21 protein-coding genes, 7 tRNA genes and 1 pseudogene are annotated in these 23,803 nt (G+C 41.8%); 18 read left to right on the plus strand and 11 right to left on the minus strand.

Annotated features, from left to right (window positions below; all coding sequences use genetic code 11):
- Window positions 1-109: 109 nt before the first annotated feature.
- Window positions 110-611, plus strand: a pseudogene (locus ACRWQM_RS03700) (zinc ribbon-containing protein).
- Between the two features lie 40 nt (window positions 612-651).
- Here the strand turns inward: ACRWQM_RS03700 and ACRWQM_RS03705 are convergent.
- From ACRWQM_RS03705 to miaB, 7 genes are all read right to left on the minus strand, one after another.
- Window positions 652-942, minus strand: coding sequence for a DUF6482 family protein (locus tag ACRWQM_RS03705; RefSeq protein WP_434926970.1), 291 nt, complete (start codon window positions 940-942; stop codon window positions 652-654).
- Between the two features lie 222 nt (window positions 943-1,164).
- Entirely contained in the window at window positions 1,165-1,683 is a 519-nt protein-coding gene (locus ACRWQM_RS03710) for a type II secretion system protein (protein ID WP_434931313.1), read from the minus strand.
- Window positions 1,670-3,274, minus strand: coding sequence for an apolipoprotein N-acyltransferase (gene lnt / locus ACRWQM_RS03715; protein WP_434931314.1), 1,605 nt, complete (start codon window positions 3,272-3,274; stop codon window positions 1,670-1,672). The genes ACRWQM_RS03710 and lnt overlap by 14 nt, the downstream gene beginning before the upstream one ends.
- Window positions 3,275-3,475: 201 nt before the next feature.
- Entirely contained in the window at window positions 3,476-4,351 is an 876-nt protein-coding gene (gene corC, locus ACRWQM_RS03720) for a CNNM family magnesium/cobalt transport protein CorC (protein ID WP_434931315.1), read from the minus strand.
- A gap of 61 nt (window positions 4,352-4,412) precedes the next feature.
- Complete coding sequence (gene ybeY, locus ACRWQM_RS03725; protein WP_434926966.1) at window positions 4,413-4,877, minus strand: rRNA maturation RNase YbeY; 465 nt, start codon at window positions 4,875-4,877, stop codon at window positions 4,413-4,415.
- Window positions 4,874-5,944: a PhoH family protein gene (locus ACRWQM_RS03730; RefSeq protein ID WP_434931316.1), complete on the minus strand. Its 1,071-nt coding sequence runs from the start codon at window positions 5,942-5,944 to the stop codon at window positions 4,874-4,876. Before ACRWQM_RS03730 ends, ybeY begins: the two co-directional genes overlap by 4 nt.
- A 147-nt stretch (window positions 5,945-6,091) precedes the next feature.
- Window positions 6,092-7,516: a tRNA (N6-isopentenyl adenosine(37)-C2)-methylthiotransferase MiaB gene (miaB, locus tag ACRWQM_RS03735; protein WP_434926964.1), complete on the minus strand. Its 1,425-nt coding sequence runs from the start codon at window positions 7,514-7,516 to the stop codon at window positions 6,092-6,094.
- A gap of 397 nt (window positions 7,517-7,913) precedes the next feature.
- On the opposite strand from miaB, the gene ACRWQM_RS03740 reads away from it, so the two are divergent.
- The 11 genes from ACRWQM_RS03740 (at window position 7,914) to ACRWQM_RS03790 (ending at window position 12,747) form a co-directional block, all read left to right on the plus strand.
- The gene (locus tag ACRWQM_RS03740) at window positions 7,914-9,188 is read left to right on the plus strand and encodes an FAD-dependent monooxygenase (protein WP_434931317.1); all 1,275 of its coding nucleotides are present in this window, start codon (window positions 7,914-7,916) and stop codon (window positions 9,186-9,188) included.
- Between the two features lie 132 nt (window positions 9,189-9,320).
- Window positions 9,321-9,908 (plus strand): aminoacyl-tRNA hydrolase, encoded by a 588-nt coding sequence (gene pth, locus ACRWQM_RS03745; RefSeq protein ID WP_434926962.1) that lies wholly within the window; start codon window positions 9,321-9,323, stop codon window positions 9,906-9,908.
- A gap of 62 nt (window positions 9,909-9,970) precedes the next feature.
- Entirely contained in the window at window positions 9,971-11,062 is a 1,092-nt protein-coding gene (gene ychF / locus ACRWQM_RS03750) for a redox-regulated ATPase YchF (protein WP_434926961.1), read from the plus strand.
- Between the two features lie 328 nt (window positions 11,063-11,390).
- Window positions 11,391-11,467: transfer RNA gene (locus ACRWQM_RS03755), tRNA-Met, on the plus strand.
- 44 nt (window positions 11,468-11,511) lie between these two features.
- A tRNA-Leu gene (locus ACRWQM_RS03760) sits at window positions 11,512-11,596 on the plus strand.
- A 47-nt stretch (window positions 11,597-11,643) separates the two neighbouring features.
- A tRNA-Gln gene (locus ACRWQM_RS03765) sits at window positions 11,644-11,718 on the plus strand.
- A gap of 52 nt (window positions 11,719-11,770) precedes the next feature.
- Window positions 11,771-11,845: transfer RNA gene (locus ACRWQM_RS03770), tRNA-Gln, on the plus strand.
- Between the two features lie 19 nt (window positions 11,846-11,864).
- Window positions 11,865-11,941, plus strand: a tRNA-Met gene (locus ACRWQM_RS03775).
- A 91-nt stretch (window positions 11,942-12,032) separates the two neighbouring features.
- Window positions 12,033-12,117 (plus strand) — tRNA-Leu (locus tag ACRWQM_RS03780).
- Window positions 12,118-12,155: 38 nt separating this feature from the next.
- Window positions 12,156-12,230, plus strand: a tRNA-Gln gene (locus tag ACRWQM_RS03785).
- A 226-nt stretch (window positions 12,231-12,456) separates the two neighbouring features.
- Window positions 12,457-12,747, plus strand: coding sequence for a YkgJ family cysteine cluster protein (locus ACRWQM_RS03790; protein WP_226413751.1), 291 nt, complete (start codon window positions 12,457-12,459; stop codon window positions 12,745-12,747).
- A 78-nt stretch (window positions 12,748-12,825) separates the two neighbouring features.
- Here the strand turns inward: ACRWQM_RS03790 and ACRWQM_RS03795 are convergent, their stop codons facing one another.
- The 4 genes from ACRWQM_RS03795 to lolB all read right to left on the minus strand — a co-directional run bounded on the left by ACRWQM_RS03795 (window position 12,826) and on the right by lolB (window position 17,684).
- Window positions 12,826-14,970, minus strand: coding sequence for a M3 family metallopeptidase (locus ACRWQM_RS03795; RefSeq protein WP_434931318.1), 2,145 nt, complete (start codon window positions 14,968-14,970; stop codon window positions 12,826-12,828).
- A 187-nt stretch (window positions 14,971-15,157) separates the two neighbouring features.
- The gene (locus ACRWQM_RS03800; RefSeq protein WP_226415846.1) at window positions 15,158-16,105 is read right to left on the minus strand and encodes a ribose-phosphate pyrophosphokinase; all 948 of its coding nucleotides are present in this window, start codon (window positions 16,103-16,105) and stop codon (window positions 15,158-15,160) included.
- 47 nt (window positions 16,106-16,152) lie between these two features.
- Entirely contained in the window at window positions 16,153-17,052 is a 900-nt protein-coding gene (ispE, locus tag ACRWQM_RS03805; protein WP_434926959.1) for a 4-(cytidine 5'-diphospho)-2-C-methyl-D-erythritol kinase, read from the minus strand.
- 26 nt (window positions 17,053-17,078) lie between these two features.
- Window positions 17,079-17,684 carry a lipoprotein insertase outer membrane protein LolB gene (lolB, locus tag ACRWQM_RS03810; RefSeq protein ID WP_434926958.1) on the minus strand — a complete coding sequence of 202 codons (606 nt, stop codon included), beginning with the start codon at window positions 17,682-17,684 and terminating at the stop codon, window positions 17,079-17,081.
- A 211-nt stretch (window positions 17,685-17,895) separates the two neighbouring features.
- Here lolB and hemA point away from each other — a divergent pair, with 211 nt between their 5' ends.
- The 6 genes from hemA to ACRWQM_RS03840 all read left to right on the plus strand — a co-directional run bounded on the left by hemA (window position 17,896) and on the right by ACRWQM_RS03840 (window position 23,794).
- Window positions 17,896-19,146: a glutamyl-tRNA reductase gene (hemA, locus tag ACRWQM_RS03815; RefSeq protein WP_226413759.1), complete on the plus strand. Its 1,251-nt coding sequence runs from the start codon at window positions 17,896-17,898 to the stop codon at window positions 19,144-19,146.
- A gap of 14 nt (window positions 19,147-19,160) precedes the next feature.
- The gene (gene prfA / locus ACRWQM_RS03820) at window positions 19,161-20,246 is read left to right on the plus strand and encodes a peptide chain release factor 1 (RefSeq protein ID WP_434926957.1); all 1,086 of its coding nucleotides are present in this window, start codon (window positions 19,161-19,163) and stop codon (window positions 20,244-20,246) included.
- A gap of 9 nt (window positions 20,247-20,255) precedes the next feature.
- Entirely contained in the window at window positions 20,256-21,110 is an 855-nt protein-coding gene (gene prmC, locus ACRWQM_RS03825; RefSeq protein ID WP_434926956.1) for a peptide chain release factor N(5)-glutamine methyltransferase, read from the plus strand.
- A gap of 86 nt (window positions 21,111-21,196) precedes the next feature.
- Complete coding sequence (locus tag ACRWQM_RS03830; protein WP_434926955.1) at window positions 21,197-21,592, plus strand: SirB2 family protein; 396 nt, start codon at window positions 21,197-21,199, stop codon at window positions 21,590-21,592.
- 10 nt (window positions 21,593-21,602) lie between these two features.
- Window positions 21,603-22,391 (plus strand): transglutaminase family protein, encoded by a 789-nt coding sequence (locus ACRWQM_RS03835; protein WP_434926954.1) that lies wholly within the window; start codon window positions 21,603-21,605, stop codon window positions 22,389-22,391.
- Between the two features lie 155 nt (window positions 22,392-22,546).
- A complete protein-coding gene (locus ACRWQM_RS03840) occupies window positions 22,547-23,794 on the plus strand; it encodes a DUF819 domain-containing protein (protein WP_434926953.1) in 1,248 nt (415 codons plus the stop codon).
- Window positions 23,795-23,803 lie beyond the last annotated feature (9 nt).

Here is a 23,803-nt window from a genome sequence, read left to right on the forward strand (position 1 = left end):
TTGGATTTGCGCGTATTGTATGATCTAACGCGCATTCGCCTGATGAATAACTACATAGAATAAACTAGAAGTGATGCTTTAAAAAGGTTCGTCTTAAGGAGTATTTAATATGAGTGGAAGAAGTACAGCATTATTGGCCTTATATCAGGCATTAATTGACCAAGTGAAACAGCAGTTTGAGCAGGATAACTCATTGACTGCTAAAAGTTTGTTTAAATCTATTACTAAAGGAAAAAACTATTTACAGCTCAAATCTACAGCCGATGAACAAGAGCTGGCTTTGGTAGAAGAATTTTTAAAGCGTGATATTGCCAGCTTTTTAAAAGGGGAAAATGCCGACGATATTAGTTATAGCCCAACAGCAATTGCATTTGAAAAATACCTTATGGCAATGGTTAAGTAGCATAACTGACAGAAGCCAGGTGCAATGGCACGAATTACAGCAAGATTTTAAGCATCATGGTTGCTATAAATCTGGAGAGATTATTAATCAAGGCGTATTGACCTGTGACAACTGCAACCATCAAATGACAATCGACTTTCCTGGCGTGATACCAGATTGTCCTAACTGTGACCACGATACGTTCTCTCGAGAACCCTTGTCGCCTTAAGTGTTGATTTTCTAATGACAGTCGAGTATCGACTGTCGTTTTAAAAATTAACCCTATATTGACAATTACTGGAGCTACTATTACCGATCATTTCATCATATGCGGTTTGGATTTCTATAATGACGTAACGGATCCCTTGCAGTTTAAGCAGTTCTTCTGCTTCTTTAATTGAATTAAGGCTTAGCCTTTTTCCATCTTTACTGCGTGCACTGCGAAAGTTACCACTGCTATCTTTAACACCTAACAGATAATGGTTCGAGTCAGCATAGCTGATGATGGTTGGCTGTAATGGTTGTAGTTCGATAGCATTTTTTATTTCTGAAAGTTGCATTTTTACACCCCATAATGTTTCATAATTGTTAACTATACGCAGGGGCGAGTTTTTAGGTTCATTATTGTGAATGAAAAAACCCCATAATATGGATGGGAAAATCTATAGAGTGAGTTTTTGTAATGTTAAGCTGCAATATTTTTGTAAATTTTTAATAGCAATGTTTAACCGCAATCTTCAACAGGAATATTCAATAGCCGTATTGTGTAACGTTATAGCTTTTTAGCAGCCGCTTAATTGTACAGAATATAAAGGGGGAGTATCAGCATTGGCGGCCTGGGTATAGCGGAAGTAACAGTTATCATTAATGACTTGACCATTTTTATCTATGTCATAACCTATATAGGTGTTGGCTATGCCCTGATATTGAATGCTCAAGCGACTATCAAGGCTAATCCATTTCTCAATGTCAGTATTATCCAAATAGCCCCATTTTAAGCGGGTTTCAAAAATACCGTCACCCTCTAAATCGATATCGATTAAATCAGCTCGACCGCTGACAGGCTGAACTTGTAGGCTAGGAAGTTTCGATTTGGCATACACAAGAGTGTTGGCGGTTTTCACCGCTGAGGATAAGCCCGATAGGGTACTGGCTCGGGCATCTGATCCTAAATTAATAAATTTTGGTAATGCGACAACGGCTAAAATAGCTAAAATTAAAATCACCACTACCAACTCAATTAAAGTAAAGCCCTGTTTAAGTGATGGGGGCGCTCCTGTCGCGATTCTATTCAGTGACATCTTTGCTGTCTTGATGTGTTAATCCTCGATATCTTAACCCCAGTGCGAATAATAAAAATAAGCAGCAAAGAGTCAGTAATGGTGTTTGTCCAATACGTTTGAACCAAGTTTCACCTTGATAAAGCGCAACGTCATTAACCAATACAGCTGTTTCAAATTGAGGCAGGATGTCGACAATTTTACCATAAGGGTCAACTACTGCGGTGACGCCATTATTGGTTGCCCTGAGTAAAGGTTTACCCATTTCAATTGCACGCATTTGCGCAATTTCCATATGCTGCAATGGACCATTTGAGGTACCAAACCAAGCATCATTTGATACAGTAAGTATAAAGTCAGTATCGGTTTGAGTATTGGCTCTGACCTGTTCTGGAAAAACAATTTCATAGCAAATCGCTGGAGCCACTTTATATCCTGCAGCAGATAAGTTTGGCTGAATAAAATCACCCCGTTGAAAAGAGCTCATTGGCAGATTGAAAAAAGGCGCTAATGGTCTTAATAATTCTGCAAAAGGGACAAACTCCCCTATAGGCAATAAATGATGTTTTCTGAATTCATTATCACCGTTAATTTGATAGTCAGCACTAGGTTGTTGCTTGCCGTGATGATTGCCTAAGACGATTAAAGAGTTATAAAAACTCTGTTCTTCTCGACTAATTATACCGGTAATAATGGCAGTGTTGTTTAAGTTAGCTACTTGGTTAGCATTAACTAACAAGTCTTCAACCATGGCTTCTGGTGCAGGGATTGCGGCCTCAGGCCAAATCACAATATCAACACTCGATTTTTCGTCAAAATGATTGCGAGTTAAATCCATAAATTTGAGCATGGTTGGCCATAATGCATCCGGCTCCCACTTCATGCTTTGGGCGATATTACCCTGTACTAATGCTACCTTGACTGATTTTCCACTTGGGGTAATTGGGTTGATATGTGGCGTGATGATTGCGGCAATAATGACAACAGATAAGACAGTAAGAACTGGCAATACCCGTTTTTGTGTTGCTAGCATGACAGCGCCAGCGATTATCGCCAGCACAAAACTGAGTCCAAGCGCCCCAATAACACTGGCTAATTCACTTAATGGCCCATTGGTTTGACTATAACCAACCCATAGCCATGGAAAACCGGTTAATACCCAGCCGCGAAGCCACTCTGTGACTATCCATAACGCTGGAAACAAGCCTAAATATTTAAATGTCAGCACACCATAATGGGTAGATGCCGACTGTGGGGTAATAATTTTATTGAGTAAGTAACCCGCTAATGCTGGGTAAAGCCCAAGATAGAGCGACAAAATAGCCATTAATGCTAATGAAACTATTAAGGGCAGCCCACCAAACGTGGCCATGCTGACGTGCACCCAACTGATCCCGACGGCAAAGGTACCAAAACCGAAGCTAAGCCAATAGCGAAAGGCATGTTTGCCGATTAACTGCTGACTTTGCCATAATGCAAAAGCCAGTGCCAACGGCATAAGTGGCCAAACATTATAGGGTGCAAAAGATAAAGAGGTACTTGCACCAGCAGCAAACGCACTGATTAAGGTGATTAAACTTAATTGGCTTTGAGGTAATAATTTTTTAAACACAACTCGCCTTATTGATCGCTTTATTTTAACAATGCAGTTTGGGGTTAAGTGGCATCATGTAGATGCGTATTATGCCATGAGCCATTAGGCTATAAAGCCATTAACTTGCTACGACAGCGGATTTTAAAATGGATAAAATAAAAAAGCAGCTTAATTAACATTAAAGCTGCTTTATTGATGTTAGATTTTTAATTAATAAAATTAGTTATCGTCGTTAATACTGTCAGAGTCAGGCAGTTTTACCCTTAATTGGATCAAACGGCGAGTGTCAGCATTAGTCACTTTAAATTCAATATTATCAATCATAATGGTTTCGTTTCGCTCTGGTAAGTGACCAAAAGCGTGCGAAACTAATCCGCCAACGGTGTCAAACTCTTCATCGCTGAAGTGGGTACCACAGGCTTCGTTGAAATCATCAATTTCAGTTAATGCTTTAACAATGAATACCGTATTACTGATTTTTTTCACCTCAGTGTCTTCCACTGAACTGTGATCAAATTCATCTTCAATTTCGCCAACAATTTCTTCAAGAATATCTTCAATGGTCACAAGGCCTGATACGCCGCCATATTCATCGACAACGATTGCCATATGGTAGCGCTGTGAGCGGAACTCTTTGAGTAACACATCAACCCGCTTACTTTCAGGTACAACTACGGCAGGGCGGATAACTTGAGACAATGTGAAAGGTACATCTGAATTTTTGAAACCATATTTAAGCAAATCTTTGGCTAACAAGATACCTTCAATATGGTCTTTATCTTCATTTACAACAGGGAAACGAGAGTGAGCAGATGCAATAACGGTTTCAAGAAGCTCATCTACCGTAGAATCAATTTGCAGAGTAACAATTTGTGAGCGTGGGATCATAATGTCTCGCACGCGTAGGTCAGAGACCTCTAACACACCTTTAATCATTTCGCGGGTGTCTTCAGTGATTAAGTCGCGCAGCTCTGCGCCATCTATCACGTCTACTAAGTCTTCGCGATTTTGAGGTTCGCCCTGGAATAATTGGTTAAATTTATCGAACCAACTTTTCTTATAGGCGTTTGTACTCGGGGGGATATCGTCACTCATAATATTTAACTAAATAGATAATTGGGCATCGATGTTATCTTGTGCCTGAAAATCTATTTATTTATGCTTCCTTATAGGGGTCTGTAAAACCTAAATGTTCAAGGAGTTGGGTCTCTAAAGATTCCATTTCCTCAGCTTCTTCATCGATAATATGGTCATAACCTAGTAAATGCAAGCAGCCATGTATCACCATATGAGCCCAGTGGGCTTCTAGGGATTTATCTTGCTGTTGTGCTTCTTTTTCTACCACATCAACACAGATGATTAAATCACCCAATAGTGGCAGATCAATTTCAGCAGGCGCTTCAAATGGAAAAGACAATACGTTAGTTGGTTTGTCTTTGCCACGGTATGTATGATTTAAATGCTGACTTTCGCTCACTTCCACAAGACGGATGGTTAGCTCTACTGCAGGCATTGTTTGACCCACAGCGATGCGCACCCATGATTCAAACTGCGCTTGAGTAGGCAAATTGTTTGCTTCAACCGCAATTTGCAGATCTAAATCTAAATTGATCTTGCTCATTTCGTCATGCTCACACTTTCTTGGGCTGCAAGTTGCCGTTTTTGTTCCCGCTCTTGGTAAGCTTTTTCTTTAGCCGCTTTCTCAAGCTGCTCTTTTTGCTCGAATGCTTCATAGGCTTCAACTATGCTGGCAACAATCGGATGACGAACAACATCTTGAGCCATAAAAAAGTTAAAGCTGATTTCAGGCACTTCACTTAATACTTCTATTGCATGACGTAGGCCTGATTTTTGACCGCGGGGTAAGTCTGATTGAGTAATATCGCCGGTTATCACCGCACGAGAATTAAAACCAATACGGGTTAAGAACATTTTCATTTGCTCTACCGTAGTATTTTGGCTTTCATCCAAAATAATAAAGGCATCATTTAATGTGCGACCACGCATGTAGGCTAAGGGGGCAACTTCAATTACGCTACGCTCAATCAGTTTTTCTACTTTCTCAAAGCCCATCATTTCAAATAATGCATCGTAAAGTGGGCGCAGATAAGGGTCGACTTTTTGACTTAAGTCACCGGGTAAAAAACCCAGTTTCTCACCAGCTTCAACCGCGGGGCGGGTGAGTAAAATACGGCGCACTTCTTGGCGCTCATAGGCATCCACAGCTGCAGCTACTGCTAAATATGTTTTACCTGTACCGGCTGGTCCAACACCAAAGCTAATATCATGGCGAGTAATGTTATGCATATACACGCTTTGATTTGGGGTACGAGGCTTGATGACACCGCGTTTAGTTTTGATACTAATACCAGAATCATTCAGGCCATCATCGGCCTCTAGTGCGACCGCTTCTTGGATAGCCAAGTGCACCCTGTCTGGCTCTAAGTCAGGGGTACTACCTTTTACGGTTTGAGTTTCAATATAGAGTTGCTTGAGAATATTATTAGCGTTAAAGGCATTACGCGGTAGACCAACAATAGTGAAGTGATTATTTTTATGAATAATCTCAACACCCAAACGGCGCTCTAACTGTTTAATATTATCGTCAAATGGGCCGCATAATGAAGTTAAACGGCGTGTATCTGAGGGTTCCAGATACAAATTCATGGTAGTCACTTTAGTCGACAAATAAGGCTCCGTTAATTGCTGTGCTGATCATTTAAAAACAGTGTACGTAGGTACTGGAATTAATTCTAGCGTCCTGCATAAATAGAAACAAAAAATAAAAGGTGGACCAGCCACCTTTTATTTTATCTTGATACGCTTAAACCTGCCTTAAGGTTTAAATTGGGTCACACCTATTTCATCATCTAGTTTATGCTTAGCTAAAATTTCAGCAGGGCGTAGGTTTCTGCGTAAGTCCATTTCAGCTTCACCGCGAACAAATTTACCGCGTAAAGAGTTAGTGTAAACATCAACAATCTCGACATCGACAAAACCACCAATGCTTGAATGTGGCGCTTCAAAGTTAACCACACGATTGTTTTCAGTACGACCACGTAATTCCATTGGGTTTTTAACCGACGGGCCTTCGACTAATACCCGTTGCACTGTGCCTAACATTTGACGGCTATAGCGCATGGCTTGCTGGGTGATACGGTCTTGTAAAATAGCTAGACGCTGTTTTTTCTCTTCATCTGATACGTTGTCTGGCAAATCTGCAGCAGGTGTACCTGGACGAGCACTATAAATAAAACTAAAGCTGTGATCGAAACTCACATCTTCAATTAACTTCATCGTGTCTTCAAAGTCTTGTTCAGTTTCACCTGGGAAGCCAATAATAAAGTCTGAGCTGATATGAATATCAGGGCGGGCTTTACGTAAGCGACGAATAATAGACTTATATTCGATTGCCATGTGGCCGCGCTTCATTTGAGTTAAGATGCGATCAGATCCTGATTGCACCGGTAAATGAAGAAAGCTAACTAATTCAGGCGTATCTTGATAAACATCAATAATATCTTGGGTGAACTCAATAGGATGGCTTGTCGTAAAACGAATACGATCAATACCATCAATACTGGCGACTAAGCGCAGTAACTCAGCAAAGGTACAAATTTGGTCGTCATGGGTTGCACCACGAAACGCGTTAACGTTTTGGCCTAAAAGGTTAACTTCACGTACGCCTTGTTCAGCTAATTGCGCAATTTCTAGAATGACATCATCGACAGGGCGACTGACTTCTTCGCCGCGGGTGTATGGCACCACGCAGAATGAACAATACTTGCTACAACCTTCCATAATTGACACGAAAGCCGTTGGTCCATCAGCGCGAGGCTCGGGTAAACGGTCAAATTTTTCAATTTCAGGAAAACTGATATCGATAACCGCTTTCTCGCCACGTTGAATTTGATCAATCATGTCGGGAAGGCGATGTAAGGTTTGTGGGCCAAAAATAATATCCACGCATTGAGCGCGATCTTTAATGGCTTTACCTTCTTGTGAAGCCACGCAGCCGCCCACGCCGATAATTAAATTCGGGTTTTTATCTTTCAAGGTTTTCCATCTGCCTAATTGATGGAAAACCTTCTCCTGCGCTTTTTCGCGAATAGAACAAGTATTAAGCAGTAATATATCTGCTTCACTTGGATCTTCGGTCAAGGTATAGCCTTGATATTCGTCTAATAAATCAGCCATCTTAGATGAGTCATACTCATTCATTTGACAGCCCCAGGTTTTAATATGAAGTTTTTTACTCATCACTGCTCGCCGGTAACCTATAGTAAAAATAGCGCGATATTTTACCTGTTGTCGGGCCTTGTGGCTAGCCTTTGTGCAAGTTTCGTTAATATTACCCAGGCAGAGACAATACCCTTGTTTTAGGTAATGACTTAATCGCATCTTAATATGCTCGCCTTTTAGAGGTTGTTTACAGGTTAAGCACGCCAAAAACTGCTACATCGTTTGACTGGTGACTTGCTTCCAGGACTATTTTTTTGTTCAAGTTTTCGATTAACGCTCGTCAGTATTTCCGTGCTTTATTGATATAGGGCATAATTGAACCGATTTTGATAACTTAACCTAATACTTGTTAATCATTGAGTTTGTGTAGACTGTTATACCTACTAAGTGATGTTTATTTACCCAAGGAAGTCGCATGTCGCAGAATCAATCCACATCAGAGCCTTTTAGTACAGCTGAGCATTCAGGCAATCAATCACACACTCGCCATTTTGATGTTGTTATTAATGGCGGCGGCATGGTGGGAGCTGCTGTTGCTGTTGGGCTTGGGCAGCTTGGATTATCGGTTGCTGTGATTGAGGCTCGGGCTCCACAAGCCTTTGATGTCAGCCAGCCTTTAGATGTGCGAGTATCGGCTATAAGTGTTGCATCAGCGCAGTTGCTGTCGCGCCTGGGGGTTATGGAGAATTTACTGACTTTACGCCATGTACCTTATACTGGGCTTGAAACATGGGAAATGGAAGGCTGTGTCACCCAGTTTAATGCTGAACAAGTGGCTGAGCCATTGTTAGGTTACTTCTTTGAAAATAGGTTGATTCAACTGGGTTTGTGGCAACAGATTGAAACTTTAACCAATGTTGAGCTTTTTTGCCCCGCTAAAGTGGTTAAATTTGAACGCATAAAGCCATTGGGTAAGGGGGAGTCGTTAGATGTTGCGCAAGATGCGATAACGATTGAACTTGATAATGGCAGTATATTGTCGACTCATCTTTTAGTCGGTGCTGATGGGGCTAACTCGCAAGTAAGGCAATGGGCAGGTATAGGCCTTACCGGTTGGGATTACTCGCAATCGGCTATGCTGATTAATATTGAAACTCGAACCCCGCAGCAGTTTGTTACATGGCAACAGTTTACGCCCCTAGGTCCCCGAAGCCTACTGCCTTTGCCGGGCAATAATGCGTCATTAGTCTGGTATGACTCGCCAGCACGCATAAAACAATTAATGCAGCTTAATGATGCCCAGCTAGCTGAACAGATCAAAGAAAATTTTCCGTCGCGTCTAGATCCTCACTTTACTGTAAAGGCTAAAGGTAGTTTTCCGTTAACACGTCGTCATGCCCAACGATACTATGAGCCTAATTTAGTGATACTGGGCGATGCTGCTCATACCATTAATCCCTTAGCGGGGCAGGGTGTCAATATCGGATTTAAAGACGTCGACATATTAATCACACAGGTAGCCAGTGCGATTGGTAATGGTGACGTGTGGTGGCATGACTGCGTGTTAAAACGTTATCAACAAGCCCGATATGTCGATAACCAGTTGATGATGACCGTAATGGATGCCTTTTATGCAGGATTTAGTAATGATATTTTACCCCTGAAAATCCTGCGAAATGGCATGTTGAAACTGGCTAACATCGACGGGCCTATTAAGCAAAAAGTGCTCAAATATGCACTTGGCCTATAACTAAAAATCTTAAGCTAAAATAGCTTTCGTTAATCGGTGTTTGTTGGTAGCCAAATTGAGTGTTAAAATGCCGCGTTTTAAAGCTGCAGTGCAATATGTGCTGTGGGTAATTCAAACATTATTTAGGTTGTCATGAGCCACATTAAACTGATTGTAGGGTTAGCTAACCCTGGTGCTGAGTATGCGCAAACCCGCCACAACGCTGGTGCTTGGTATGTCGAAGAGCTTGCACGCATTTTTAATGTGCCACTGGTCCCAGAGAGTAAATATTTTGGATTATCAGCTAGAGTGACCATTAACCACCGTGATGTGCGTTTATTAATTCCAACGACTTTTATGAATCTAAGTGGTAAATCTGTTGCTGCTTTAGCGAATTTTTTTCGTATTTTGCCAGAAGAGATTTTAGTTGCCCACGATGAGCTAGACATGCCACCCGGTGTTGCTAAATTTAAATTAGGCGGCGGACACGGTGGTCATAATGGTTTAAAGGACATTATTTCAAGTCTGGCTAACGATAAAGGTTTTCATCGTTTACGGATAGGTATCGGCCATCCTGGTGATAAAAATAAAGTCAGCGGCTATGTATTGGGCAAAGCCCCTGCAACCGAACAAGAATTGATTGTTGCGGCTATTGATGAAGCCGTACGCGCGACAGATATTTTATACAAAGAAGATATGGTGAAAGCCATGAACAGACTACATTCGTTTAAAGCTGAATAGCTTGGCGATACTATTTCGAACGTCATTATCATTAAGATAATTCTACATATAAAGGTATGCATATGGGTTTTAAATGCGGCATAGTTGGTTTGCCAAACGTTGGTAAGTCAACGCTGTTTAATGCGTTAACACAAGCGGGTATAGAAGCGGCAAATTTTCCGTTTTGTACTATTGAGCCAAACACGGGCGTGGTACCGGTACCAGACGCACGTCTTGACGCGTTAGCTGCTATTGTCAAACCTCAACGTATTTTGCCTACTTCTATGGAGTTCGTCGATATCGCTGGCCTGGTTGCTGGTGCATCGAAAGGTGAAGGTTTAGGTAACAAGTTTTTAGCTAACATTCGTGAAACCGATGCAATTGGTCACGTAGTACGTTGTTTTGAAGACCCGAACATTGTCCACGTAGCGAACAAAATTGACCCAGCTGGTGATATTGAAGTGATTAATACTGAGTTAGCTTTAGCAGACTTAGACGCATGTGAACGTGCTATTTTTCGTCAAGCCAAACGTGCTAAAGGCGGCGACGGTGATGCAAAATTTGAAGTAGCAGTACTTGAAAAAATGCGTCCAGTGTTAAACGAAGGCCAAATGTTGCGTTCGTTGGCATTAACTAAAGAAGAGTTAGCAGCCGTTGCTTACCTTAACTTCCTAACCATTAAACCAACAATGTATATCGCTAACGTTGCTGACGATGGTTTTGAAAATAACCCGCATTTAGATGTCGTCCGTGCTATTGCAGCAACAGAGAATGCTATTGTTGTACCAGTATGTGCCGCTATTGAATCTGAATTAGCCGAAATGGAAGCTGATGACCGCGCAGAGTTTATGGCTGACCTTGGTTTAGAAGAGTCAGGTTTGGATCGCGTAATTCGTGCTGGTTACGAATTATTGAATCTACAAACCTACTTTACTGCGGGTGTAAAAGAAGTTCGTGCCTGGACAGTGCCAGTTGGGGCTACTGCACCACAAGCTGCTGGTGTCATTCACACCGATTTTGAACGTGGCTTTATTCGCGCGCAAGTTATGGCATATGATGACTTTATCACTTACAAAGGTGAAGCGGGCGCTAAAGATGCGGGTAAATTACGCGTAGAAGGTAAAACATACGTGGTTAAAGACGGCGATGTAATGCATTTCTTATTTAACGTGTAATATTGACTGTTTTAGGGTTAACGGTTGCATTTTTTAACATGGAGTTGGTAGGATTAATTGTCATAAAAGGATAATTATTATCAATCTAGGTAAAAATATCCGTTTACCTAAAATAGTAAGCCCGTATTAGTTTGGGTTGAAATCTGGGCGTGTGATGTAAATGACAGCATTTTAGGTCGCTAATTCGTTGGAAGATCATTCAGTTTGGTGAAGTAATAGCCGAATAAACAAGAATGATGAAATAAGCGAAAAAAAGCAGTTGACCTCGATACCTTGAATAAGCATAATACGCCCCGTTCCTCAGTAAGAGGGCGATGAAAAATGTAGTGGCAATATAGCTCAGCTGGTTAGAGCACAGCATTCATAATGCTGGGGTCGCAGGTTCAAGTCCCGCTATTGCTACCATCTTCACTTCAAGTGAGTTCAAGATGTAAAACAAGAACAGTTGTGCGGGAATGGTGAAATTGGTAGACACGCCAGATTTAGGTTCTGGTGCCGCAAGGTGTGAGAGTTCAAGTCTCTCTTCCCGTACCATTTATTAGAGAAGCTGGCTTGTGCGGGTTTTTCAAAAGTGTTTCAGTTGGGGTATCGCCAAGTGGTAAGGCACCGGGTTTTGATCTCGGCATCCCCAGGTTCGAATCCTGGTACCCCAGCCATTTTATTGTAAGCGTAATGTTTTTAGTTTGACCATAGTCTTAAACAGATTATTGGGGTATCGCCAAGTGGTAAGGCACCGGGTTTTGATCTCGGCATCCCCAGGTTCGAATCCTGGTACCCCAGCCATTTTTAGTAATAAAAATGTGGCAATGTAGCTCAGCTGGTTAGAGCACAGCATTCATAATGCTGGGGTCGCAGGTTCAAGTCCCGCCATTGCTACCATATTTTTATATGGAATGGTTAGCTAGAGCAGTAAGTTAATTTCAAAAGTTTATTCTAATATGAATTAGGGTATACTCGTAAAAAGTTTGATGCGGGAATGGTGAAATTGGTAGACACGCCAGATTTAGGTTCTGGTGCCGCAAGGTGTGAGAGTTCAAGTCTCTCTTCCCGTACCATCAAATTGTCTAAAGTAATTCATTCGTTATAAAAATATTGGGGTATCGCCAAGTGGTAAGGCACCGGGTTTTGATCTCGGCATCCCCAGGTTCGAATCCTGGTACCCCAGCCATATATAAAAACCTGTCTTTATGACAGGTTTTTGCGTTTTTGCAACATCATAATAGTAGACCATGTTTGAAGTGCATATCAGCTAAACTGGCATTGATATGAGACCCCTTACATTAGTGTTCATTACCTTCCTAGCAATTAAAATAGCATTAATATAACACTGTCTAGATAAGCTAAATTGTTATTGCTATCATGCAGTATTACTTTTCGGGACATTCAGGATATTGATGAATATTGAAATAAAAGATATCACCATTCAAGAGGTCAGTTGCTCAAACTGCCAAGCTTGTTGTTGCCGATTAGAAGTGATGATCATTTCAGACACTGGTGTGCCAAAAAAACATATCGCTTTCGATAAGTGGGGTGGCGAAACCATGTTGCGCTTAAACGATGGCTGGTGCTCAGCATTAGATAGAGAAACTATGATGTGCACGATTTATGAAAATCGTCCCTGGATTTGCCGTGAATTTGAGATGGGTTCATATGAGTGTGTCACTCAAAGGGCCGAGGTAAGTTAGTCTTCACTTATCAGCCAGTATCGAGATAAAAAAATGCCGCTAATATAATGTTAGCGGCATTGTCGTTTTTAATGGGGATTAATTTAAGCCACGGCGTTTAAGCAGTGCATCTGTAGTCGGTGCTTGTCCTCTGAAGGATTGGTAGGCTTCCATTGGTGGGACGCTATTACCTACCTCGCGAATAGTTTTACGATACTTCATGCCTATTTCACGGTTTAGACCACCTTGAGTTTGTACATAAGCAAAGGCGTCAGCGGCTAAGATTTCACTCCACATATAAGCATAGTAACTAGCAGAATAGCCTCCAGGGAATGAATGCGCAAAGAAGCTTGATTTATAACGTGGTGGTACCGCAGCAATATCAACACCATGCTTTTTGAGTGCGGCGGCTTCAAAGGTGGCGACATCTTGCAGTGGCGCATCAGCAGGTAATGAATGCCATTCTAAATCTACTAGTGCTGCGGCCATGTATTCCAATGTGTCGAATCCCTGGTTAAAGCTACGTGCGTTAAGTAATTTTTGCAGTAGGGCTTCTGGGATCACTTCGCCGGTTTGATAATGCTTTGCATAGTTTGCTAATACTTCAGGATGTGCAGCCCAGTCTTCTTCAAATGTTGATGGGAACTCAACAAAATCTCGAGATACTGAAGTGCCTGCTAAGCTTGGGTATTTCACCTTTGAGAACATTCCATGGGTGCCATGACCCATTTCATGGAACATTGTCGTTACTTCATCGTAGCTAACAAACGTTGGCTCACCGTCTGGTGCTTTTCTAATGTTCATCACATTAACGACCACAGGCTTGGTATCAAGCAAAGTCGATTGGCCGACGAATGAGCTCATCCATGCTCCACCACTTTTACCTTCTCGGGTAAAATAGTCTGCATAAAAGATAGCGATTGAACTACCATCGACATCAAACATTTCATAAGCTTTGACATCTTCATGATATACAGGCAAGTCTGGACGTGGCTTCAAGGTCACACCATAAAGTTTTTCAAGGGTGAAAAACACCCCATCTTGTAACACACGTTCAAATTCAAAATACGGTTTAATTGATGCTGAATCTAAATCAAATTTTTCCTGGCGCACCTTTTCTGCGTAAAACTCCCAATCCCATGGTGCCAGGATAAAGTCACCACCGGTTTTGTTGATCATAGCTTGAATATCGGCAGCTTCTTTTTCAGTATTAGCGATAACGGCAGGTACCATAGAGCCAAACATGCTGTATACCGCTTCAGGTGTTTCTGCCATTTGAGACGATAATTGATAATCTGCCCAACTTTTAAAACCTAATAACGCTGCTCGCTCGGCACGAAGTTGTGCTAAACGTGAAACTAACGATGCGGTTTCATTTTCGCCGCTTAGCCCACGATTAGCTGATGCTAACCAGATACGCTCACGTAGTTCACGGTTTTCAAGTTTGGCTAGAACAGGCTGGCGCGTAGTGTTAGTGATGTTGACTAAGTATTTGCCCGTATGACCTTGTGCCTCTGCGTCCATTTGGGCTGCTCGAATACTGCTGTCCGATAACCCAGCTAACTCATCAACAGAATCAACTATTACCGCACTTTGTTTGGTTAGTGTCAGTAAGCGTTGGCTAAACTCATTCATTAAGTTTGATTGCTCTTCGTTTAATAAACGGATTTTTGCTTTTTGTTGGTCGGTTAACTTGGCGCCAGCAAGCACAAAACGCTGATGATACACCTCAATTAAGCGCACCTCTTCGGCGGTTAAGTTGAGTGCATTACGTTGCAGGTAAAGGCTATCAATGCGTGAAAAAAGAGCACTATTCAGGTGAATGTTATCTGAGTGCGCAGCCATAACAGGCGCCATTTCGGCTTTAATTTCAAGTAAGGTTGGATTGCTATTGGAGCCGGTTAGATTGTAGAAAATTTGCGAAGTGCGAGTCAGTAATTCGCCACTGGTTTCTAATGCGACAATAGTATTGCTAAAGCTTGGTGCTTCACTATTGTTCGCGATATTAAGAACCTGCTGATAATGTTCTTTAATGCCTTGCTCTAAGGCAGGCTGAAAATGTGCATCTTTGATAATGCTAAAGTCGGGTGCTTGATATTGTAGAGCACTTGGGGTTAACAATGGGTTTTGCATTTGTACATTTTTAGCGGAAGTTGCTTGAGTTGTTGATGAATCATGAGTGATTGAACAAGCTGTTGCCATCAAAGATGCTGCTATTGATACTGCCAGTAATGCCTTGCGCATATAAGTAAACCTTCAATAAATGATACCTATTATTTTTGTGCTGACAAGGTAACAAGCCTATCTTAAAAGCATCTTAATCTGACAGGATTAGCTAGAATTGCATTTTACCGCATAAAAAAATGCCGTCTGTAATAATACAAACGGCATTAATAAAATGGTATCAGTATATGTTTACTGAATGACGTGCTTAGTGACGGAACATCGCTGAGATAGACTCTTCGTTGCTTACACGACGAATTGCTTCAGCGAGCACTGCTGACATTGTTAACTGAGTGACTTTAGCAACCTTAAGCATTTCAGCACTTAAAGGTACTGTGTCAGTTACAATCACTTCATCAATCACTGAGTTAGCAATATTTTCTGCTGCATTGCCTGAAAATACAGGATGCGTAGCATAAGCAAACACGCGGTTAGCGCCGTGTTCTTTCAATGCTTCAGCTGCTTTACATAGGGTGCCACCTGTGTCGATCATGTCATCAACGATAATACAATCACGGCCTTGAACATCACCTATGATATGCATAACTTGTGCAACGTTGGCTTGTGGGCGGCGTTTATCAATAATGGCTAAATCTGAATCATCCAGTAATTTAGCAACTGCACGGGCGCGAACTACACCACCAATATCAGGAGAAACAACCACTGGATTATCTAATTTTTTCGCTAACATATCTTCAAGTAACACTGGGCTACCAAATACGTTATCTACAGGCACGTCGAAGAAACCTTGTATTTGTTCAGCGTGTAAGTCGCAGGTTAATACGCGGTCTACACCAACACTTGATAAAAAGTCTGCAACTACCTTAGCGGTAATAGGGACACGAGCACTGCGAACACGACGGTCTTGACGCGCATAACCAAAGTAAGGGATTACAGCGGTGATACGGCCTGCAGAAGCACGACGAAGTGCATCAACCATCACGATTAACTCCATCAGGTTATCGTTGGTTGGCGCACAGGTAGATTGGATGATAAACACATCCGCACCACGTACGTTTTCGTTAATTTGAACACTGATTTCACCGTCGCTGAAACGGCCTACAACTGCGTCGCCAAGTTTACAAAATAAACGGTCTGCAATCTTGATGGCTAGATTTGGGGTAGCGTTACCAGCAAAGAGCTTAATGTCGGGCACTTTATGAACCTCAGGTGTTTGCATTAAAATTAGTGGCTAAATCAATTTTACGTGTTAGCACTCAAAATTGACTCAGAAGAATATTGTTCGAACTCATCTAAGCGCACTAGTAGCGGCGAAGTATTAAGCCCTTTTGCAACAAAACCTTTCATATTAGCAGGAAGTTGCGCTAAGACATCAAGAGCTTGTTGCGAACGCTCGAATTCCCCAAACACACATGCGCCTGTTCCGGTCATTCTCGACGGCGCATATTCTACCAGCCAGCTTAAGGCATTGGCAACTTCGGGGTGTTGTTTGGTTACCAGATTTTGACAATCATTGCTCCATTCATTGGACATTAATGTGTCCAGTTGTAGCTTGGGTGTACTACGGGGCAAGTCAGGGTGTTGAAATACACTGCGGGTACAAACGTGGACATCAGGAGCGATAACGAGATACCAATATTCAGTAGGATATACCGGCTGAAGTTGTTCACCCACACCCTCAGCGAATGCCGCTAAGCCATTAATAAATACAGGAACATCAGCCCCTAGCGCTAATCCAATCTCAGCTAATTTACTCACTGAAAGGTTCGTTTTCCACAGGGCATTTAACGCCACTAACGTTGTGGCTGCATCAGATGAACCTCCACCTAAACCGCCGCCCATGGGCAGTAATTTATCTAACCAAATATGCGCGCCGCCATGATAATTTGTGTATTTTTTTAAAGACTTTGCAGCCTTAAGAATTAAGTTATCGCTGTCGGGGACAGAATCCGAGATATTCGAATGAAGATGGAGCTCAGGCGTTTCTGTAACTTGGAAGTCGAGGTAATCGCAATGATCTATAAATTGAAATAGGGTTTGCAGCTCATGGTAACCGTCTTCACGTTGGCCAGTAACATGTAAAAATAAATTTAACTTGGCAGGAGCTGGCCAGCTTTTAGAGGTTGAGTGATTAGGCTTCAATTTATTATCCTATTATTAAGTGGCGTTTATTTTGGCGTCAATGCCTGCCATAAATTGGTCTGAATTTTTATTTGTACGTCCTTACGGACAATTTTTAGCTGCTTAGGCACCAAAACACCGCTTTGTTGCTGCCAGCTAACAAAACTGACTTGCCAGTCGGCTTCATCATCAGGACTGTTAAATTGGAGCACCTGACCAGAAGAATTATAGCTGATAACGTTATCTTTGCTGCCAATTTGTCCTGTAAGCCATAAAGGTATATCAGCAAATGGAATCGTTATCCCACTTACGCCTTCTAACAATGCTTGGGGGTTATTGTCGTGGTAGGTTTTTCCGTCGACCTCTAATGTTGCAAGACCCTGATCATTTTTCAGGGTGAGCACATTGGTGCCCAGCGGAGTGGTTAGGCGTAACTCATTTCCATTAAGGTGATGAAACCAATATAAATTAGTACTAAACTTATCTGTTGATGACTTAAAAGCAATTTTGCCCTGTAGCTCCCAATTATCGGCGTCTTTGACATGGGTGACTTCAATTGGCTGATACTCTTGTGTTGGCAATGAGGTACAAGCACTCAAAAATAGTATCGATGCGGTAATAACCAAAAAGTGAGCTTTAAAAAAACGTTGCAAAAGTAACTCGTGTACTAAGAAGTGATTCCTCTATAATACTGGGCATTGGCATTGTTGTAAAAATGCTTTTGTGATTAAGGTTTGTTAATCGGTTATTTGAAAGAAAAATTAGACATATATTCGGTTTTGTTAACCCTACAGTGTTTTTAATTAGCCTGATTCAGTAGAATAGCCTAATTAACGATACCGAGAAAAACTTAGAACGAGTCAGATGAGCCTAGTAGCAATCGGGATAAACCATAAAACCGCCACAGTAGATCTACGTGAAAAAGTCGCTTTTTCACCAGATAAAATACATGATGCGATGAAAAGTTTGGCAAGTCGCACCACCACAGGCGAAGCTGTGATTGTGTCTACCTGTAATCGAACAGAACTTTATTGTAATAATGGCAGTGAAGCGGACATTATAGAATGGCTGCAGGATTATCATGGTTTAAAGCATGAAGACTTAATGCCATGCATTTATGTATATCGCGATCAAGTCGCAGTGAAGCATTTAATGCGGGTTTCCTCAGGGCTTGATTCATTGGTATTGGGTGAACCACAAATTCTTGGCCAGGTAAAACAAGCCTTTGTAAAAGCTAAAGAGGCTGGTACAACAGCGATAACCATCGACCGTTTATTTCAAAATACCTTTTCAGTTGCTAAAAAAGTGCGCACCGAAACTGAAATCGGCGCCGCAGCAGTATCAGTCGCTTTTGCTGCGGTGAGCATGGCTAAACACATTTTCTCAAGCTTGAGCCGTACTAAAGTCTTGCTTATTGGTGCCGGTGAAACGATTGAACTGGTTGCCAAACATTTAAAAGATAATAATGTAGAATCAATTATTGTCGCCAATCGCACTATTGAACGTGCACAAGCCATGTGTGAAGAGTTCAACGCGACTGCAATTACCTTGCAGCAAATACCTGATTACCTTGCTAAGGCTGATATCGTGATATCATCCACGGCTAGCCCTTTACCTATTTTGGGTAAAGGTATGGTCGAAAAAGCACTCAAGCAACGTCGTCATCAACCTATGTTGCTCGTCGATATTGCAGTGCCCAGAGATATTGAAGCGGAAGTCGGTGAGTTAGACGACGCTTTCCTTTATACTGTGGACGATTTACATAGTATCATTGAACAGAACATGGCTTCCCGTATGGAAGCAGCCGAACAAGCTGAATTAATAACTGAAGAACAATCTCATATTTTTATGGAATGGGTACGTTCTTTAGAGTCTGTTGACAGTATTCGTGAGTATCGCAGCCAAAGTGTGGCAATTAAAGATGAACTGGTCGAACGTGCCTTGAACAAATTGGCTCAAGGTGGCGATGGCGAGCAAGTGTTATTGGAATTAGCAAATAGACTAACCAATCGCCTCATTCATGCCCCCACACAAGCGTTAACGGTCGCAAGCCGTCAGGGCGATTTGAATACGTTAGGACAATTAAGAATAGCGCTCGGACTCGATAAAAATTAAGGTTAGCGAGCTAAATGAAACAATCCGTTATCCGCAAGCTTGAAGGCTTGCTTGAGCGAAATGAAGAAGTATTGGCATTATTATCAGATCCTGGTGTAATTTCCAATCAAGAGCGTTTTCGCGCATTGTCAAAAGAATATTCTCAACTTGAAGATGTCGTCAAAGGGTTTAAAGAGTTTCAACAAGCGCAGGACAATCTAGCGTCAGCGAAAGAAATGCTTGAAGAAGACGACGCAGAAATGCGTGAAATGGCCCAAGAAGAAATGAAAGCGGCTAAAAATGAATTAGCCCGTTTAGAAGATGAACTTCAAATTCTATTACTGCCTAAAGATCCGAATGATGATACCAATGCATTTATGGAAATTCGTGCGGGTGCAGGCGGTGATGAAGCGGCTATTTTTGCGGGTGATTTGTACCGTATGTACAGCCGTTTTGCAGAAGCAAACCGCTGGCAGATGGAAATCATGAACGTCAATGAAGGCGAACATGGTGGCTTTAAAGAAATTATTGTTAAAGTCAGTGGCGAAAGTGTTTACGGCAAATTGAAATATGAATCGGGCGGACACCGTGTACAGCGTGTTCCTGAAACAGAATCTCAAGGTCGTGTTCACACCTCAGCTTGTACCGTAGTAGTTATGCATGAAGTGCCCGAAGCAGAAGCGATTTCAATCAACCCTGCCGACTTAAAAGTGGATACTTTCCGCGCATCTGGTGCAGGTGGTCAGCACGTTAACAAAACCGATTCAGCTATTCGAATTACCCATATCCCCAGCGGAATTATTGTGGAATGTCAGGATCAACGCTCACAGCATAAAAACCGTGCCCAAGCGATGAGTGTACTGGCTGCCCGTATTCAAGCTGTTGAAGATGAAAAACGTCGTAGCGAAGAAGAAACAACTCGCCGTAGTCTTGTGGCAAGTGGTGATCGTTCAGAACGTATTCGTACCTATAATTACCCACAAGGGCGAGTCAGTGATCATCGTATCAACCTGACTCTTTATCGTTTAGGTGAAATAATGGAAGGTGATCTCAATGCATTACTTGATCCTATTATGCTAGAACACCAAGCGGATTTACTTGCGGCCTTATCAGGCGATTAAGGAGCAACCTTGCCCCAGTCATCGTATTCAACAATAGTTGAAGCCCAGCAATGGGCTTTTTCACAATTGGCATCAACCTCTGACTCTGCCCATGTAGATGCAGAGGCTCTGCTTATTCATTGTCTCAATAAAACACGTAGTTTTTTATATACCTGGCCTGAGCGCACACTGACCGTTGAGCAGTTTAAAAACTTTCAGCAGATGGTTAAAAAGCGTCAGCAAGGCATGCCAGTTGCGCATATTATTGGTGAGCGAGAATTTTGGTCATTACCTTTTATTGTCAATGAATCAACACTGATCCCACGCCCAGATACTGAAATATTAGTTGAAACCGCATTAAATTTAGACATTCGATTTAATGCTAGGGTGCTGGACTTAGGCACTGGGACTGGCGCGATAGCCTTATCTATTGCCCATGAAAGACCTAAATGGCGGATAACAGCAATTGATAAAGTGCCAGAAGCTGTCGCCTTAGCGAAAGCTAATCGAGCAAACTTACAACTTGAACAAGTTGAAATATTACAGTCAGACTGGTTTAGCGCGGTAAAAGATCGTGATTTTGATTTAATTGTCTCCAACCCTCCGTACATCGCTGAGCAAGACGAACATTTAAGTATTGGCGATGTTCGATTTGAGCCACAAAGTGCATTGACTGCTGCCGATGAAGGTTACGCTGATATTTACCATATAGCAGACAAGGCTCGTGAGCACCTGCTGCCTGGTGGCTTTTTATTACTTGAACATGGCTATCAACAAGCTATTAGAGTAAGAGAGAAAATGATCGACTTAGGTTACAAAGATGTCGCCACTGTAAGAGATTTTGGCAGTAACGATCGCTGTACTATAGGGACCTGGACAGAGTAGTCATTACACTGATGCTATTGGAAAGCGGCTAGTTTATCGAGTAGACTAGCCGCTATTTTATTTATGCCCAACTGAGAACAACAATAATGGAAACATTTTACAGTTTATATCCAGCGGTAAAACATACTCATTTAATGTTTATTGCTTTAAGCGTCTCGTTTTTTGTGTTGCGTTTTGTATTGCATCTACGCCAATCACCGCTTATGGACAGAAAATTCCTTAAAGTGGCACCCCACGTAGTTGACACTTTTTTATTAGCGTCAGGGATCACCCTTTGCTTCATGATCAACCAATATCCATTCGTGGATCCGTGGATGACGGAAAAAATTATCTCTGTAGTGGCATATATTGCATTAGGGATCATGGCGCTTAAATCAAGCCGTAATAAACTGTTTAAGTTTTTCGCCTTCCTCGGCGCAATCGGTTGGTTAGTGTTAGCGGCCAAACTGGCTCATTTCAAACAAGTCGTATTAATGGGTTAATTGATTTTTAATGGCAAAACTTCAACTTGATAATGCAGTTTCTATTCCTGAAACTGCATTTGAATTATCAGAACATTTAGGTTTTTCTCGTGCACAGCCAGCTCTATGGGCTTGGTATGAAATAGCAGGCTCAGTACTGAGCCATTATGTGGTTGATCAAGAAGCACGGCTGCAAAGGCTACTTAACTGGTTTTATAATGATTTAGGCTTTCAAGCACGTGAAGATTACTTCAGCGTAGAGGCGGCTGACCTTTGTTATTGTGTATTAAAGCGCCAGGGTAATAGTACAACTCTTGCGACATTACTCGTGTTGCTAGCTAAGCAATTGGATTTACCGCTTGAGGCTGTGTTACTGCCGGGGCAAACGGTTTTACGTAGTTTATTGAATGATAAAATCAGTTACTTTGATCCATTAACAGGTAAAGAGTTAAGCCGACATCAATTACATTCATTAGTGCGAGGCGAGTTAGGTAATGCCGCTAAGTTAAAACCAAGCCATATTAAGCCAGCATCTTTAAAACGTTTAATCAGTCGAATGTTGCATGAGCTAAAAGCGGGTTGTATTGTGAGCCAGAAGTTTGAGCAGGCAATGGAATGTTGTAATTTACTGTTGCAATGGCATCCTGATGATGTGAACTTAAATCGTGAACGTGCTTTTATTGCACAGCAATTAGGTTGCATTAAAGTGGCGATGTCTGACTTACAGCACTTTATTGATAATAGCCCACATGATCCCGTGATTGAGTTGGTTAAAATGCAGTTAAAAGAGCTAAGTCAGCACTCACAAATTTATCATTAATATATTAGGCTCATCTGAGCCTAAATATTGATATAAAGAAAAATAAGCGCCTAAGAAAATTTACCAAGTCCGTACAATCAACAATAAATAAAAACAAGAAAATAACCATAAGCGAATTTCGCTTTCTATACTGCATTTGCAAGGGAGAAAACTGCATGACGACGTCGGCACTGGTCACAAATGACGCCACCGCACTGGGTTTACTGGCCGCTATTCTCGGGTTTGTATTTTATACCAGTTCATCGCCACATCCATTTTGGCAAAAATTCTATAAGTTTATTCCTGCACTTTTATTATGTTACTTTTTACCCTCATTGCTGAATACGTTTGGGGTGGTCGACGGTCATACCTCTCAATTATATTATGTAGCATCACGTTATTTATTACCGGCGTGTCTAGTGTTACTTATTTTAAGTGTCGATTTAAAAGCTATTTTAGGCTTGGGCCCTAAAGCGGTTATCATGTTTTTAACCGGCACTGTGGGTATTGTTATAGGCGGACCGATTGCGTTATTACTGGTTTCATTTATCGACCCAACACTTATCGGTAATAACGGCCCTGATGCGGTTTGGCGTGGTATGACAACCCTTGCTGGTAGCTGGATTGGCGGCGGTGCAAACCAGGCCGCCATGAAAGAGATTTATAGTGTAGGCGGGGAAATTTTCTCTGTAATGGTCACTGTCGATGTTATCGTCGCCAATATTTGGATGGCAGTGTTATTATTTATGGCCTCTAAAGCCAAAGAAATCGATGCTAGAACCGGTGCAGACACCCGTGCAATTGAAGTATTAAAAGCTAAAGTTGAAAAGTATCAAGCAGAAAACGCCCGTATTCCGAACCAGCGTGATTTAATGATGATAGTTGCAGTCGGTTTTGGTGTTACCGGTTTTGCCCATTTGGCCGCAGATTTTCTAGGACCCTTTTTTGAAACCAATTACCCCTGGACAGCAGATTACAGTTTAACCTCTAAGTTTTTCTGGTTAGTTGTTATTGTTACCACAATTGGCTTAGCGATGTCATTTAGCCCAGTCAGGCATTTAGAAGCCGCGGGCGCATCGAAAGTAGCTACCGCCTTTTTATACATATTGGTGGCAACTATTGGCTTGCACATGGATGTTACCAAAATTATGGACACCCCGATTTACTTTTTAGTCGGGATTGTTTGGATGTTAGTTCATGCAGGCTTTATGCTGTTAGTGGCTAAATTAATTAAAGCGCCGTTGTTTTATATGGCAGTTGGCAGTCAAGCCAACGTTGGCGGTGCCGCTTCTGCTCCTGTGGTTGCAGCAGCATTTCATCCTTCACTGGCTCCTGTAGGTGTTTTACTGGCAGTATTAGGTTATGCATTAGGTACTTACATGGCGTGGCTATGTGGTCAGTTTTTACTAATTATTGGCGCGTAAGCGTTAAGA

The organism is Shewanella sp. HL-SH5, assembly GCF_051163755.1.
Taxonomy (GTDB): Bacteria; Pseudomonadota; Gammaproteobacteria; order Enterobacterales; family Shewanellaceae; genus Shewanella; species Shewanella glacialimarina.

Excerpts from the sequence above, each read along its gene's own strand:
- ACRWQM_RS03705 (WP_434926970.1), bottom strand. The coding sequence starts at position 942 with ATGCAACTTTCAGAAATAAAAAATGCTATCGAACTACAACCATTACAG.
- ACRWQM_RS03710 (WP_434931313.1), bottom strand. The coding sequence starts at position 1,683 with ATGTCACTGAATAGAATCGCGACAGGAGCGCCCCCATCACTTAAACAG.
- corC (WP_434931315.1), bottom strand. The coding sequence starts at position 4,351 with ATGAGTGACGATATCCCCCCGAGTACAAACGCCTATAAGAAAAGTTGG.
- ybeY (WP_434926966.1), bottom strand. The coding sequence starts at position 4,877 with ATGAGCAAGATCAATTTAGATTTAGATCTGCAAATTGCGGTTGAAGCA.
- miaB (WP_434926964.1), bottom strand. The coding sequence starts at position 7,516 with ATGAGTAAAAAACTTCATATTAAAACCTGGGGCTGTCAAATGAATGAG.
- ACRWQM_RS03740 (WP_434931317.1), top strand. The coding sequence starts at position 7,914 with ATGTCGCAGAATCAATCCACATCAGAGCCTTTTAGTACAGCTGAGCAT.
- pth (WP_434926962.1), top strand. The coding sequence starts at position 9,321 with ATGAGCCACATTAAACTGATTGTAGGGTTAGCTAACCCTGGTGCTGAG.
- ychF (WP_434926961.1), top strand. The coding sequence starts at position 9,971 with ATGGGTTTTAAATGCGGCATAGTTGGTTTGCCAAACGTTGGTAAGTCA.
- ACRWQM_RS03790 (WP_226413751.1), top strand. The coding sequence starts at position 12,457 with ATGAATATTGAAATAAAAGATATCACCATTCAAGAGGTCAGTTGCTCA.
- ACRWQM_RS03795 (WP_434931318.1), bottom strand. The coding sequence starts at position 14,970 with ATGCGCAAGGCATTACTGGCAGTATCAATAGCAGCATCTTTGATGGCA.
- hemA (WP_226413759.1), top strand. The coding sequence starts at position 17,896 with ATGAGCCTAGTAGCAATCGGGATAAACCATAAAACCGCCACAGTAGAT.
- prfA (WP_434926957.1), top strand. The coding sequence starts at position 19,161 with ATGAAACAATCCGTTATCCGCAAGCTTGAAGGCTTGCTTGAGCGAAAT.
- ACRWQM_RS03830 (WP_434926955.1), top strand. The coding sequence starts at position 21,197 with ATGGAAACATTTTACAGTTTATATCCAGCGGTAAAACATACTCATTTA.
- ACRWQM_RS03835 (WP_434926954.1), top strand. The coding sequence starts at position 21,603 with ATGGCAAAACTTCAACTTGATAATGCAGTTTCTATTCCTGAAACTGCA.
- ACRWQM_RS03840 (WP_434926953.1), top strand. The coding sequence starts at position 22,547 with ATGACGACGTCGGCACTGGTCACAAATGACGCCACCGCACTGGGTTTA.